This is a genomic window from Paucilactobacillus nenjiangensis (assembly GCF_008632615.1).
Taxonomy (GTDB): domain Bacteria; phylum Bacillota; class Bacilli; order Lactobacillales; family Lactobacillaceae; genus Paucilactobacillus; species Paucilactobacillus nenjiangensis.
Genome location: NZ_CP043939.1, coordinates 14,270 through 27,808 on the forward strand (window position 1 = coordinate 14,270; position 13,539 = coordinate 27,808).

Consider the following 13,539-nt stretch of genomic DNA (forward strand, 5'->3'; position numbering starts at 1 on the left):
AAAGAAATATACTAATTCGTTAAATCGAAAGGAAGAAATAAATCATGCAAAAAGCAGATATTCTTGGTCGTATTGAAGATGCTGGTGTTATCTCAGTTGTTCGTGCAGCTACACCTGAAAAAGCTAAAAAAGTTGTCGAGGCAGTTATTGCTGGTGGGGTTAAAGGAATTGAATTAACTTTTACAGTTCCTCATGCTGATCAAGTTATTGGAGAATTAGTTGCTAAGTATGGCGATACAGACGCCGTTATTGGAGCTGGTACCGTTTTGGATGCCCCACAACAGCACGTTTAGCAATTATCGCTGGTGCTCAGTATATTGTTAGTCCCGCATTTGATGCAGACACAGCTGAACTATGTAACTTATACCAAATTCCATATCTTGCAGGATGTATGACAATTACAGAAATTACTCGTGCTATGCGTGCAGGAGTTGATATTGTTAAGTTATTCCCTGGTAGTCAAGCTGGTGCTGGTACTGTTAAAGCAATCAAGGCTCCACTTCCACAAGCCAACATCATGCCTACTGGCGGCGTTAACCTTGAAAATATGAAAGACTGGTTTGCTGCTGGCGTTGTTGCTGTTGGTGCTGGTGGCGGGATGGTTGGACCTGCTGATCATGATGATTATGATCAAGTTACAAAGAATGCAGCAGCCTATATAGCTGAATTAAAAGATATCCGTAGTAAATAATTAATATATAAATAGTAATCTCTTACAAGTGTAACTTGTGAGAGATTTTTTTGAAATCGAGTAGGAGGCAGTTGATTAGTTCAGCTACCGACCTCTCACACCACCGTACGTACGGTTCCGTATACGGCGGTTCAGTAATTTAAGCATTTTGAATAGACTGGAATACCTTGGAGAGATTCATCAATCCAAGTTGTTCCAGTTTTTCGTTTGTTAACGTATAAAGTAGTGTTTTGCTATGTGCTGTGCGCCAGTAACCCTTGCGGGTATAAGCAGCTAGCCGAGCATCATTCTGATTCAAACCTATTCGTTTCAAGAAGTTTGTCATCTTACCAGATGAGTAGTATTGAATCCATCCGCGCATTTTTCGTGTGATTTCCATAAACATTTGTTCAAGTGAAATTCCGCGATTGCGTTTCGTAATTCGTTTGAGTTCCTGTTTGACCCGTATTTGGGATTGTTTTGACGGCCTTGAGAAAGCACCACCCCTACCAACTCCCAGTGAGAATCCCAGAAATTTCAATCTCAATGGTGATCCGACTTTACTTTTGTCACGATTGACGGTTACTTTAAGATCCTTTTCCAGAAATCTACTAATACTCTCAAGTACCCGGTGACCTGCTCGTTTACTCTTAACGTAAATATTGCAGTCATCCGCATATCGGACAAAGTGGAGACCTCGTTCCGTTAATACTTTATCCAGCTCATTGAGATAGATATTCGCCAATAGTGGTGACAGTGGTCCGCCTTGCGGGTTCCCACGACACTCGCTTCGAAGGTTGAACCAGTCATAACACCACTAGTCAAAAACTTTCGAATTAGCTTAATCAACCAAGGATCATCAATATATTGTTCGATATACTTGATCAGTAAATCATGATTGACTGTATCGAAGTATGCCTTTAAATCAAGATCAACCACGACGTGGTAACCCTCGTTATACAGCGATACCACTCGTTTAATTGCATCTTGCGCACTTCGATTAGGTCGAAAACCAAAACTATTATTTGAGAAAACTTGTTCAAAAATCGGAGACATCACTTGTGCGATTGCTTGTTGTATCATTCGGTCAATTACCGTTGGCACGCCTAATTTTCGCACGCCACCATTTGGTTTGGGTATTTCTACCCGTTTAACCGCCTTCGGCCGGTACGTCCCATCATTCAACTGATGAATAAGTTCAGTTTTATGAACTCTCAAATAACCTAACAGATCATCGATGGTCATTCCGTCGATGCCTGCGACACCTTTATTACGCACAACCCGTTGATAGGCCAGACTCAAGTTATCTCGATCCAACACGCGTTGTTCAAACTTAATGCCACTCATCATCGTTGTTTCATTAGAATTCATCCTACGCGCCCTAGTTTGTTCTTGGTCTTCCAGACCTACCATCCACTGGTGGTCAGCTTTGTTTTCTGTTTTCTGCGATCGTCGCATAAATTCCACCTCCATAATCAATGTGAGTTATTACTGTTCAGCCCTTCGTGACGAAGTCACTACTATGGCCTCGGCTGACTCCTGATAAACTCAGTATTCCATCACTGAAACAGTTGTCCTGTAGAACTTGGTTGCTCTTCTTGTCGGGACTTGTCTATCAGGCCTCCCCGGGTAAGAACGTCAACTTTCATACCATGTCACCATTAGCTTTACCATCGTGATTTTGAGTAGTATCGGACTTCGATTTGTTGGGCAATCTTATCCAATCAGTTCTGGCCTTATAGCTACTTCTTGTTCATTGGTGCGGTATTTTGCTCCTCACACTTCCTTCAGATTCCACTTCACAGTGGACACCCTTGTCCTTGGCTAGTGGTTCCGACTACTACGGCCCACAGTGGACTTTCACCACCTAGTTGGCGCCCATGCCGGGCGCACCCAAAAAAACATCCATCTTTTTTGATGGATGCTTTTAGTATTAAAAATATATATTGTCTTATTTTGCTGCTTGTTCTTCTTTGATAATTTTTGAACGGTTATATAACATGAATGCCAATGTGGCAACTGCTAAAACAACAGGTCCAATAATTGGAAGATGTGCAGTCATTTCATAGGTAATCCATGTTAATGGTGAGGCAGCAAAGTCAACACTAGCTACAGAAGTTGTGCCTGCAGTAATAAGTGATTTTTGAACAACTTTAACTGCTTCAGTAAAGATACCTGCGATACCAGTGGCAAACATAACACCGAAGATCATTGTAACTAATCCAGTAATGAATGTTCTTAGTACGTTACCTTTAGTATATGGCAAGACTAATGGGAAAATGTAAATTAAACCAGAAAGACTCGCTAATGGTAGGAATTCATTACCAGGAATAACTACAGAAAGGAACAAGATAACTGGTACAAGTAACAATGCACAAACCAATGTAACTGGATGTCCAATGACAAGTGCAGGAGTCATACCAATATTGAAAGTCCGTCCCTTGAATCGTGAACTAATTAATTCTTGTGAACGTTTTGAAATTGGATTTAAACCTTCGATAAACAAACTAGTAATACGTGGAATTAATACCATTACGGCAGATAAAATAATACTCAACTGGAGAGTCTTAGCCACTTTATAATAAGCCGATACACCCAGTAATATACCGATAATAACTCCAAGTAAAATTGGATCGCCTAAGATACCAAATCGTTTTTGAAGTTTTTCAGCGTCAACATCAATTTTGTTAACGCCAGGGATTCTTTCCATAATCCAATTAACTACAATTGCAAAAGGAATGAAGCCGACACAGAATGCTTGAGGAATAGAAATTCCTTTTAAGTCATCACCATAAAATTTTTCAACCATTTTTTGTGAACGGTCAGCACCACATAGAGTGATGATGTAAACGATGATTGCTGCAAATGCACCCCATAGGAAGCTGTGAGTTGCAATTGATACAATTGAGCCGATGAAAGCAAAGTGCCAATAGTTCCACAAATCGATATTCAGTGTTTTTGTTGTCTTAGTTAGTAACATTAAAATATTAACACCGAGTCCCAATGGGATAATAATTGCTCCAACTTAAGTACCGAAAGCAACAGTCGAAGCTGCTGGCCATCCGATATCTAAAGTGTGTAAATGTAATTTGTAAATTTTAACCATCGAATTAACGGCAGGCCCTAAGTTGGTAGTTAAAAGTTGTGTCACGACACTTAGTCCGACAAACCCAACCCCAACTGAAAGTCCTGATTTTAATGATTTTCCAACACCTAATCCAAGTAAAAGACCAAAGATAAGGAATATGATGGGCATCATTACGCTCGCTCCGAGCGACATAATATAAGATATTGCACTCATGATAATCTCCTCCAAAGTAATGATTTAGTTTTTTCTATGGTTGTTTTCCGATATAAGCTAAGATACCGCCATCAACATATAAAATATGTCCGTTAACAAAATCTGAAGCTGGTGATGCTAAGAATACTGCAGGTCCTTGGAGATTACTTGGTTCGCCCCAACGTGCAGCTGGTGTTTTGGCAATAATAAATTGATCAAATGGATGACGTGAACCATCAGCTTGCTTTTCAAGTAATGGTGCTGTTTGTGGTGTTGCAATGTAGCCGGGCCCGATACCGTTACATTGGATGTTCGCTTCACCATATTCTGAACAAATGTTACGGATAAGTATTTTAAGACCACCCTTAGCAGCAGCGTATGCACTAACAGTTTCACGACCTAATTCACTCATCATTGAGCAAATATTAATAATTTTTCCGTGACCTTTTTTAATCATTGAAGGAATAATTGCTTTTGAAACGATAAAAGGACCTGTTAAATCAATATCAATGACCTTACGCCATTCTTCTGCGCTCATTTCTACCATTGGGGTACGTTTGATAATTCCGGCATTGTTAACCAAAATATCAACTGAGCCAACTTCTTTTTCAATTTTTGCGACAACTTCTGTCATAGCTGATTCACTTGTTACATCAGCAACATAACCGTGTGCTTCAATACCAGCTTCTTTGTATGAAGCCATACCTTTGTCTACAAGTTCTTGGTTAATATCGTTGAAAACGATTTTTGCACCATATTTTGCGTATGCACTGGCGATTGCAAAACCAATACCATAACTAGCACCTGTAACGAAAGCAACTTGTCCGTCTAAGCGGAATGAGTTTTCTGTAAAATCTGAAATTATATAATCTCCTTAGATATTTTTTTAATTTCCAATAAAGAAATGATAGTTCTTATTAAGATATCTCAACAAGAGTATATAATGTCATTAATTATTTTTCAAGTCTTAAATTAAAAAAATCACAAATTATTTTAAAAACAGAAATCGTTTCCATTTCTGTTAAATTAAGATTATTAAAATTGACATAGAACAATAAACCTACAAAAATGATTGAATGAGCAAATTAATGCAAAAAAATAGCACATTTTTATGTGCTATTTTTACATCAGAAACTATTTGTTATAAAAGTCCGATAGCTCGCTAGGTGTGGGGTACCCATCGTTATCACCGGGCCTCATAACTGCAAGAGCACCAACGGCACAACCTCTGCTGACAGCGTCGGAAATCGATTGACCTTCAAGTAATCCGGTAATCATACCTACTGCGAAACCGTCGCCTGCGCCCACGGTATCAATAACTTGATCAACTTTGAATCCAGCAACTGTCTCACTGCTTCCGTCTTTATGTTTAATAAATGCGCCTTTGGACCCTAGTTTGACCACAACAGTTTTTGTGATTTTACTTTGATTTAAGTAAAAATCAGCAATTTCATTAGGATCTCTTGAGCCCATTAATATTTCACCTTCATTAATTCCTGGCAAGACAAGATTTGCGTTCATTGCTATTTTATTTGTAGTTTTGACCATTTCTTCTTGTGATGGCCACAAAGCCGGACGTAAGTTAGGATCGAAGGTCGTAAAAATATTGTGTTGAATTAATAATTGATTGAGACGATTTAAGGAATCTAAATCATTTTGCGAGAGTGCAGCAAAAATACCAGACAGATGAGCAATCTTCAAATCACTAAAATCAAATTTTGATAAAATTTCATGATTAAAGTTAGCTGCTGCTGAGCTTTTTCTAAAGTAATAGGTACTTGGGTCACCCTTAGTTACACGTTGTTTCATATAAAAGCCGGTCCAATGGTCTTTGTCTAAGTCGATTAAAGATGAATCGATTCCACTTTCGTGGACTTCGTTAATAATAAATTGTCCGAGCGGGTCATCACCTACAGCGGATAGATATTGTGATTGATGACCTAATCGTTGAACACCGATAGCGACGTTTAATTCAGCTCCAGCAACAAACTTTTTGAAATTTGTTGCGTCAACCAAAGATAAGTCTGGGTTTTCAGAAGCAAAAACGGCCATTGGTTCGCCAATAGTTAAGAATTCTGACATAGTGAAAGCACTCCTTTACATTTCTTTATAAGACATAATGTTTCCTTTAAAAATAGTATAATTCACTTGTTCAGTTATTATCAAGACATTTTTATTTTTGGCTATAATTTTTATACGGTACAACTTGTGATAAAATGTAAGTACTTTACAATGCGTGCAAATGGCGAATAAAAGTATGATGGGAGCTACAATGAAAGACTTCTTTGATCGAGAAAATTTATCAATCTTTATTAAAAATACTAATGTGCGTTCCCTGGCAATATTTTTGGTCGTGGTTTCAGGGTTAGGCGTTATTTTTGCGTTCATGACTAGTTGGATTTATGGTCTAATTATGCTGGTCTTAATTGTAATTGGACTGTATTTTTCAATTGAGTTATTACAGCGAATGGCAACGGATACACATGAATATTTAAAAGATTTAGCATACCGAATTAAAAATGGTGAGCAGCAAGCATTATTAGAGATGCCAATTGGTATCTTGGTGTTTGATGAAACTAATAAAGTCGAATGGATTAATCCTTACTTAGCTAAGTTTGTTGGTGACGAGGATTTAATTGGGTTTCAACTTGAAGATGTAGAACCTGAACTGTATGCAGAATTGCAAACTCATCAAAATGATGAAGGGTTCCAAACAATTAATTGGCAAGATAAACAATTTAGTTTACTGGTTCAGCCTGATTTTAATATTGCCTATCTAATGGATATTACTCGCTATGCGGACATAGAAGAACAATATGAAGATGAAAAACTTATTTTAGGAAACATCTACTTAGATAATTACGCTGAAATCAGTCAGGGAATGAGCGATTCCGATATATCGAATTTACGGAATTATATTACTTCGGAGTTAAATGAGTGGGCTGAAAAGTATGGACTATTTATTAAAACAATCGATGACGATTATTATTTGATTTTAGGGCATCAAAGCTCATTAAATTTAGTTGAACAAAACAAATTTTCAATTTTAGATGTTATTCGAGAGAACACGACGAAACAAAACTCACCAGTTACCTTAAGTGTTGGGGTGGCTTATGGTGATAATGATTTAAATAATTTATCTAAATTAGCTCAAAGTAACTTGGATTTGGCACTTGGTCGAGGCGGAGATCAAGTTGTGGTTAAGGCAGATGGGATGCAAGCCCATTTCTATGGTGGAAAAACGAATCCGATGGAGAAACGTACTCGTGTGCGTGCTAGAATGATTAGTCAAACATTACAAGATTTGATGACTGAATCTGATCAAATTTTTGTTCAGGGACATCGAATACCCGATATGGATTCAATTGGGGCTTGTTTAGGAATTCGACGGATTGCTAAAATGAACAATCAAGAATGCTGGATTGTCTTAGAAGATGATCACATTCATTCTGATGTGGCTAAGTTACTTGAAAAAATTGATGAAGATGGATATCAAGATATACGAGATCATATCATCACTGCAAGTCAGGCATTGGACCAAGCAACGGATAACAGTTTATTAATTATGGTCGATCATTCTAAACCAAAAATTTCAATGTCTGAAGCGTTATTTGAACGTTTGAAGAGTCGTGTTATGATTATTGATCACCATCGTCGTGGTGAAGAATTTCCTGAAAATCCAATCTTAGTATATATCGAACCATATGCTTCTTCGACGTGTGAATTGATTACAGAAATGATTGAATACCAACCACGGGATGCTGAAGGTATTAATAAGCTGGAAGCCACTGCAATGTTAACAGGGATCCAAGTCGATACTAAGTCATTCACTTTAAGAGCTGGGACACGGACATTTGATGCTGCTAGTTATTTACGGTCAGCTGGTGCAGATGGCTTGCTAATTCAGGAATTGATGAAAGAAAACGTTGATAGTTATATGCAACGGAATTATTTAATTTCCCGGGTAACTTTATTAAATAAAACCATGGCTTTAAGTGCAGGTGAAGATGATGTTGTTTATGATTCAGTCACAACTGCACAAGCAGCTGATTCGTTATTAAATATGACTGGAATTGATGCGTCGTTTGTAATTACATTGCGAGACGACGGAGCAGTTGGTGTATCCGCACGGTCAGTTGGTGACTTCAATGTGCAAGTCATTATGGAAGAAATGGGCGGTGGTGGACATTTATCAAATGCTGCTACCCAAATTAAAGATCAATCAGTTTCACAAGTTAAAGATAAGTTAATTGCTATTTTGACAAGAACTGAAGATGAAGAAAAAGATGAGGAGTGATTAGCATGAAAGTTATTTTTTTAGAAGATGTTAAAGGTCGAGGTAAACGTGGAGAAGTTAAAGACGTTCCTGATGGATATGCACAAAACTTTTTAATTAAAAAAGGTAAAGCTAAGCAAGCTAACAAGGCAGCGATTAGTGCGTTAGAAGGTCAAAAACATGCTGAAGATAAAAAGCATGCGGAAATGATTGCCGATGCTGAGAAGGTTAAGGCGCAACTGGAAGATGATAAGACGGTGGTTGAACTGAAGGCAAAGGCTGGAACTGATGGCCGTTTATTTGGATCAATTCCAAGCAAACAAATTGCGCAGGGCTTGGAAGAGCAGTATGGTATTAAATTGGATAAACGTAAAATGGAAATGAATGATGCTATTAGGACGATGGGATATACGAATGTTCCAGTTAAATTATTTGCTAATATCGTTGCCACCATTCGAGTGCATGTTTCCGAGAAATAAGAGTTAGGGATAGTAAACCATGAATAATGATGTTCTAATCGATCAAACACAACCACAAAATATTGAAGCTGAAAAAGCAGTACTTGGTGCTATTTTTTTGAGCAACGATGCGTTAGTCGAGTCAATGGAGTATTTAACTGCAGATGACTTTTTTAAGCGTGCCCATCAAATAACTTTCGAAAAAATGGTCGATTTGAATGATCGGGATAAACCGATTGATGTCCTGACTATTCGTGAGGAATTAGAAAAAGCCAACCAAGTTGATGATATTGGCGGTGTCAGTTATATTGTTGAATTGGCTGAAACCGTGCCAACCGCAGCAAATGTTGTCTATTATGCGAAAATCGTTCAAGAAAAATCAGTTCTTCGTAAGCTGATCAAAACTGCGACCACAATTGTGACTCGTAGTTATGTGGGTGAAGAAGAAGTCTCTGATTTACTTGATGAGGCTGAACGTTCAATTATGAACGTTTCGGAAGCCACTAATAAAGAAGGATTCAAGAACATTCGGGATGTTTTGAGTGATAACCTGAAGGAACTTAATCGATTGGCGACCGATGATTCTGAAGTAACCGGGTTATCGACCGGTTTTACAGAATTGGATAAAATGACAACCGGGTTACATGACGATGAATTAATTATTTTAGCTGCTCGTCCGGCTGTTGGGAAAACTGCCTTTGCACTTAATATTGCTCAAAATGTTGGAACGCAAAATGATACTCCAGTTGCTATTTTTAGTTTGGAAATGAGTGCCCAATCCTTAGTCAGTCGAATGCTGTGTGCTGAAGGTAGTATAGATGCTAACCATTTTAGAACCGGTAACTTGACGCCGCAAGAATGGGATAATTTAATGGTTGCCATGGGTAGTCTATCTAAAACGAAGATCTTCCTTGACGATACCGCAGGAATTAAAGTAGCTGAGATTCGGGCGAAATGTCGTCGCTTGGCTAAAGAACAAGGCGGAATCGGACTGATTGTCATTGATTATTTACAACTAATTGAAGGTACTAATCATGAAAATCGGCAACAAGAAGTTTCTGATATTTCACGTCAATTAAAGAAGCTCGCTAAAGAATTACATGTACCAGTTATTGCGCTATCTCAATTGTCTCGTGGCGTTGAACAGCGTCAAGATAAGCGGCCGGTGCTGTCTGATATTCGTGAATCTGGTTCAATTGAACAAGATGCAGATATCGTTGGATTCTTATATCGAGAAGATTATTACGAACGCGATAATGATGCAGAGGATAGTAATCAAGATCCACGTGATAATGATGAAAATGTCGGTGAAGTAGAAGTTATTATTGAAAAGAACCGTAGTGGTGCACGAGGGACTGTTAGACTGTTGTTCGTAAAGTCGTATAATAAGTTCTCTTCGATTGCATATATGCCAGATGGACATTAAAATAAACCCTAATTCGAGTAGTTTGCGAATTAGGGTTTAACTTTGCGGCTTAAAAGGAGTATGGCCTTGAAAAATGAAATACGCTTGCGTTGGTTAGTTTTGGGCTCGTTTATTAGTAGTTTGGGCACGAGTTTCATTTGGCCACTAACCACGATTTACTTGCATAATCAATTACACCAATCACTGACTACTATTGGTGTTGTGTTATTAATGTATTCAGGAATGAATGTGGTCGGAAGTTATCTAGGCGGGATGTTGTTTGATGCTGCGGATCCACGAAAATTAATTATTGGCGGCTTGATTATTGATATCCTTGCGATGGCAAGCTTAATAGTTTGGAATAGTTGGCCAATTTACCCCATTTTGCTTGCCGTAGTTGGTTTCTTTAACGGATGGCTGACGACTTTAATTAACTCTCTAGGAACGCTCATTCGAAGCGTTGATGGACGCTATGTGTTTAATATGATCTATTTTGCTAGTAACTTGGGAATTGTTTTGGGAACTTCGGTGGTTGGGTTTATTTATCGTGGCAATGTGGCACCACTTTTCGCACTGACCGCGACATTATATTTAGCCTATTTGTTTGTTGCTTTCAAACATTTTCGAGTGGTTCGTTTGGCGAAAGGATTCAGACAGCAAAAAAGTACTGAAACTGTGACTATACCTAAACCAAATTTGACGATTATGTTGACATTTTTCATCTCACTCGCGATTGTTTGGATTATGTATGAGCAATGGGTCAGCAATATGTCGGTCTATGTGACTGATACCGGAGTATCGATGGCTAAATATAGTTTACTTTGGACTATGAATGCCGGGTTAATTGCTATTATTCAGGTTGTCATGAGTAAAATGACTCGTTTCCTGAAAAATCCTTATTATCAAATCTATGTAGGGATACTGTTCTGTGCGGGATCGTTCTTTGTTTTAATTTTTGCGCATTCATATTCAGCTTTTGTTGTGGCAATGATTATCCTAACTGTAGGAGAGGCAACCGCTTTTCCAACCGTGCCGGCAGTGGTCAATATGTTATCACCTCAATCAGTTAAGGGTAAGTATCAAGGCTTAACGAATGCATTTTCCTCGGTTGGTAAGGCATTAGGTCCTTTATTTGGTGGTTTAATTATTGAAGGGGCTTCTTATAAAATCTTGTTTATCGTCTGTGCGTCATCAATTGTGGCCGTTGATATTATCATCATAACCGTAGTTGGTTGGAAGAAAAAGCACTTAACAATCTATTAATAATGTTTCATGTGAATACTAAAAAACAGCCGGTCGGCTGTTTTTTAGTATTCACCTTTAATGACGAAGAATGACCCGCGGATGGTACCGGCTAATTTAGACTTTTGTCGAGCAAATTTAAATTTACCCTCAAACTCTTTAGGAATTTCCATACCATCGGTTAATTTAAATCCGACCGCCCGTTTAGAACCTGGTTCCGGACCGTATAAAACATTGACTTCGAGCCCGTTTTCGTAAAATACAAATGACCATTTTGTACCCTCTACTTCGAGTTCATTGACTTCTAGTGGCTTATAAGGGAAAACCATATCTCGTTCTTTTAAGATAGTCTCAATCCACTTCAATATTTCAGGGGCCTCTGCGGCTGGTGTGGTGATAAATTCATGTTTATATTTATTCCAGAAGTAACGTGCTTCGTTAGCGCGAAGACCTGCAAAGGCTTCTGCTACTGGAGATGATTCCAAACCAATGGTGCTAACTTCTTTAAAATCTACTTTATATGTCATGTCAAGGACTCCTAGTAAGTAAAATTTGGATACTGTATTACTCAGATTAAAACGTGCTAGAATAGCATTAAATTGGCCCGTAGTATTTTAAAAGGACCAAGTTTAGCGATATTATACCATAGACTAAATTGATGGGAGTAACACATGAAACTTAATCAACTTGATCACATTTCAATAATTGTGAGTGACTTAGTACGAGCAAAGGAATTTTATGTTTCTAAGTTAGGCTTTACGATTAAACGTGAAGTAGAACGTGTGAATAAACGAGACATAATGTTAGATTTAGAAAATGGTCAAGTGCAGTTAGAAATTTTTGTCAAAGCGAATGCACCAACTCGCTTGAATTATCCAGAAGCTCGAGGATTACGTCATTTGGCGTTCCGCGTTGAGCAAATCGAACAAGTCGTTGATGAGTTGAAGCAAAAAGGCATAGATTGCGAACCAATACGTCGCGATGATTTTACAGGAGAAAAAATGACGTTTTTATTTGATCCAGATGGTTTACCACTGGAGTTGCATGAATAAAGTAAATTAAGCGAAAAACAGGCACAAAAAAAGCTTGCAACCACGGCGACCAACACGCATCGTGATAACAAGCTAATATAGGTTTAATGGGCAGCCAGGGGATCGAACCCTGGACCCACGGATTAAGAGTCCGTTGCTCTGCCAGCTGAGCTAGCTGCCCATAAGTAATAATTTTTTCAACTCAAATATAGTATCATGGATTTCGTAGTATCGTCAATACTATTTTGTAATAAAAGTTAATAAAACGCATTTAATTGGCCTTTTTCCATAAAAATCCAAAGATATTGGTGAAATATGACGAAAATAATGAGCAAAAAATATGAAATTTTACAATTGTGGTATAATAATTCACAAGGCGTCAGTTCAGAAAAGTGAACTATCTGACTGTCCAATATGAAGAGAAAATAAAAAAATTACATACCTCCGGAGGGGTTAGCCAATATGAAGAAAGTTTTAGTTGTTGATGACGAAAAACCAATTTCAGATATAATTAAATTTAACCTAGAAAAAGAAGGCTACGATGTTGTCGTAGCTTATGATGGTGAGGAAGCACTACAAAAAGTTGAAGATGAAGATCCTGATTTGATTGTTTTGGATTTGATGCTTCCTAAAATTGATGGCCTAGAAGTGGCCAAACAAGTCCGTGCCAAGAAGACGACACCAATTATTATGGTGACCGCTAAAGATTCAGAATTAGATAAAGTCCTTGGCCTTGAATTAGGTGCCGATGATTATGTGACCAAACCATTTTCAAATCGTGAGTTAGTCGCACGTGTGAAGGCTAATTTGCGTCGTCAAGAATCCGTTGAATCGGCTGTGCCTGACGAAAATGCTGATATTGAAGTGGGTGATTTAACAATTCATCCCGATGCTTATACTGTCAGCAAACGAGGAGAGAGTATTGATTTAACTCATCGTGAGTTTGAATTGCTCCATTACTTAGCGCAACACATCGGACAAGTAATGACCCGTGAGCATCTACTACAGACTGTGTGGGGATATGACTACTTTGGTGACGTGCGAACGGTTGATGTAACGGTTCGTCGCTTACGTGAAAAGGTAGAAGATAATGCGAGTCATCCAACATGGCTCATTACGCGTCGTGGGGTCGGTTATTATTTAAACAACCCTGAAAATGATTAGGAGTAACTGAATA

The 13,539-nt window shown here is 38.2% G+C and carries 9 protein-coding genes, 1 tRNA gene and 3 pseudogenes; 7 read left to right on the forward strand and 6 right to left on the reverse strand.

All coding sequences use genetic code 11. The annotated features are described in order from the left end of the window. The first annotated feature begins 44 nt into the window (after positions 1–44). A pseudogene (locus tag F0161_RS00070) lies at positions 45–691 on the forward strand (bifunctional 2-keto-4-hydroxyglutarate aldolase/2-keto-3-deoxy-6-phosphogluconate aldolase). Positions 692–830: 139 nt separating this feature from the next. On the opposite strand, the pseudogene ltrA reads toward F0161_RS00070, so the two are convergent. The 4 genes and pseudogenes from ltrA to F0161_RS00090 all read right to left on the reverse strand — a co-directional run bounded on the left by ltrA (position 831) and on the right by F0161_RS00090 (position 6,032). Next, positions 831–2,128 (reverse strand): annotated as a pseudogene (ltrA, locus tag F0161_RS00075) (group II intron reverse transcriptase/maturase). 493 nt (positions 2,129–2,621) lie between these two features. Further along, positions 2,622–3,971: pseudogene (locus F0161_RS00080) on the reverse strand (PTS galactitol transporter subunit IIC). 34 nt (positions 3,972–4,005) lie between these two features. Next, complete coding sequence (locus F0161_RS00085; RefSeq protein ID WP_318635343.1) at positions 4,006–4,812, reverse strand: gluconate 5-dehydrogenase; 807 nt, start codon at positions 4,810–4,812, stop codon at positions 4,006–4,008. 272 nt (positions 4,813–5,084) lie between these two features. After that, the gene (locus tag F0161_RS00090; protein WP_150202956.1) at positions 5,085–6,032 is read right to left on the reverse strand and encodes a sugar kinase; all 948 of its coding nucleotides are present in this window, start codon (positions 6,030–6,032) and stop codon (positions 5,085–5,087) included. Between the two features lie 190 nt (positions 6,033–6,222). On the opposite strand from F0161_RS00090, the gene F0161_RS00095 reads away from it, so the two are divergent. The 4 genes from F0161_RS00095 to F0161_RS00110 all read left to right on the forward strand — a co-directional run bounded on the left by F0161_RS00095 (position 6,223) and on the right by F0161_RS00110 (position 11,352). Beyond that, on the forward strand, positions 6,223–8,247 hold the full coding sequence (locus F0161_RS00095) for a DHH family phosphoesterase (RefSeq protein ID WP_137601301.1): 2,025 nt from the start codon (positions 6,223–6,225) through the stop codon (positions 8,245–8,247). Between the two features lie 5 nt (positions 8,248–8,252). Next, positions 8,253–8,705: a 50S ribosomal protein L9 gene (rplI, locus tag F0161_RS00100; protein ID WP_137601259.1), complete on the forward strand. Its 453-nt coding sequence runs from the start codon at positions 8,253–8,255 to the stop codon at positions 8,703–8,705. 19 nt (positions 8,706–8,724) lie between these two features. Next, the gene (gene dnaB / locus F0161_RS00105) at positions 8,725–10,110 is read left to right on the forward strand and encodes a replicative DNA helicase (RefSeq protein WP_150202958.1); all 1,386 of its coding nucleotides are present in this window, start codon (positions 8,725–8,727) and stop codon (positions 10,108–10,110) included. A gap of 66 nt (positions 10,111–10,176) precedes the next feature. Then, a complete protein-coding gene (locus F0161_RS00110; RefSeq protein ID WP_225423144.1) occupies positions 10,177–11,352 on the forward strand; it encodes an MFS transporter in 1,176 nt (391 codons plus the stop codon). Positions 11,353–11,396: 44 nt separating this feature from the next. Here F0161_RS00110 and F0161_RS00115 read toward each other — a convergent pair whose 3' ends face one another. Beyond that, positions 11,397–11,858, reverse strand: a complete 462-nt coding sequence (locus F0161_RS00115) for a phage tail protein (protein ID WP_150202962.1) — start codon at positions 11,856–11,858, stop codon at positions 11,397–11,399. 144 nt (positions 11,859–12,002) lie between these two features. On the opposite strand from F0161_RS00115, the gene gloA2 reads away from it, so the two are divergent. Next, entirely contained in the window at positions 12,003–12,383 is a 381-nt protein-coding gene (gloA2, locus tag F0161_RS00120) for an SMU1112c/YaeR family gloxylase I-like metalloprotein (RefSeq protein ID WP_150202964.1), read from the forward strand. An 87-nt stretch (positions 12,384–12,470) separates the two neighbouring features. Here gloA2 and F0161_RS00125 read toward each other — a convergent pair. Continuing rightward, positions 12,471–12,543, reverse strand: a tRNA-Lys gene (locus F0161_RS00125). A 281-nt stretch (positions 12,544–12,824) separates the two neighbouring features. Between F0161_RS00125 and yycF the strand changes: the two genes are divergently transcribed. Next, a complete protein-coding gene (gene yycF / locus F0161_RS00130) occupies positions 12,825–13,526 on the forward strand; it encodes a response regulator YycF (protein WP_137601263.1) in 702 nt (233 codons plus the stop codon). The last annotated feature ends 13 nt before the right edge of the window (positions 13,527–13,539 follow it).

Excerpts from the sequence above, each read along its gene's own strand:
- F0161_RS00090 (WP_150202956.1), bottom strand. The coding sequence starts at position 6,032 with ATGTCAGAATTCTTAACTATTGGCGAACCAATGGCCGTTTTTGCTTCT.
- F0161_RS00095 (WP_137601301.1), top strand. The coding sequence starts at position 6,223 with ATGAAAGACTTCTTTGATCGAGAAAATTTATCAATCTTTATTAAAAAT.
- rplI (WP_137601259.1), top strand. The coding sequence starts at position 8,253 with ATGAAAGTTATTTTTTTAGAAGATGTTAAAGGTCGAGGTAAACGTGGA.
- dnaB (WP_150202958.1), top strand. The coding sequence starts at position 8,725 with ATGAATAATGATGTTCTAATCGATCAAACACAACCACAAAATATTGAA.
- F0161_RS00115 (WP_150202962.1), bottom strand. The coding sequence starts at position 11,858 with ATGACATATAAAGTAGATTTTAAAGAAGTTAGCACCATTGGTTTGGAA.
- gloA2 (WP_150202964.1), top strand. The coding sequence starts at position 12,003 with ATGAAACTTAATCAACTTGATCACATTTCAATAATTGTGAGTGACTTA.
- yycF (WP_137601263.1), top strand. The coding sequence starts at position 12,825 with ATGAAGAAAGTTTTAGTTGTTGATGACGAAAAACCAATTTCAGATATA.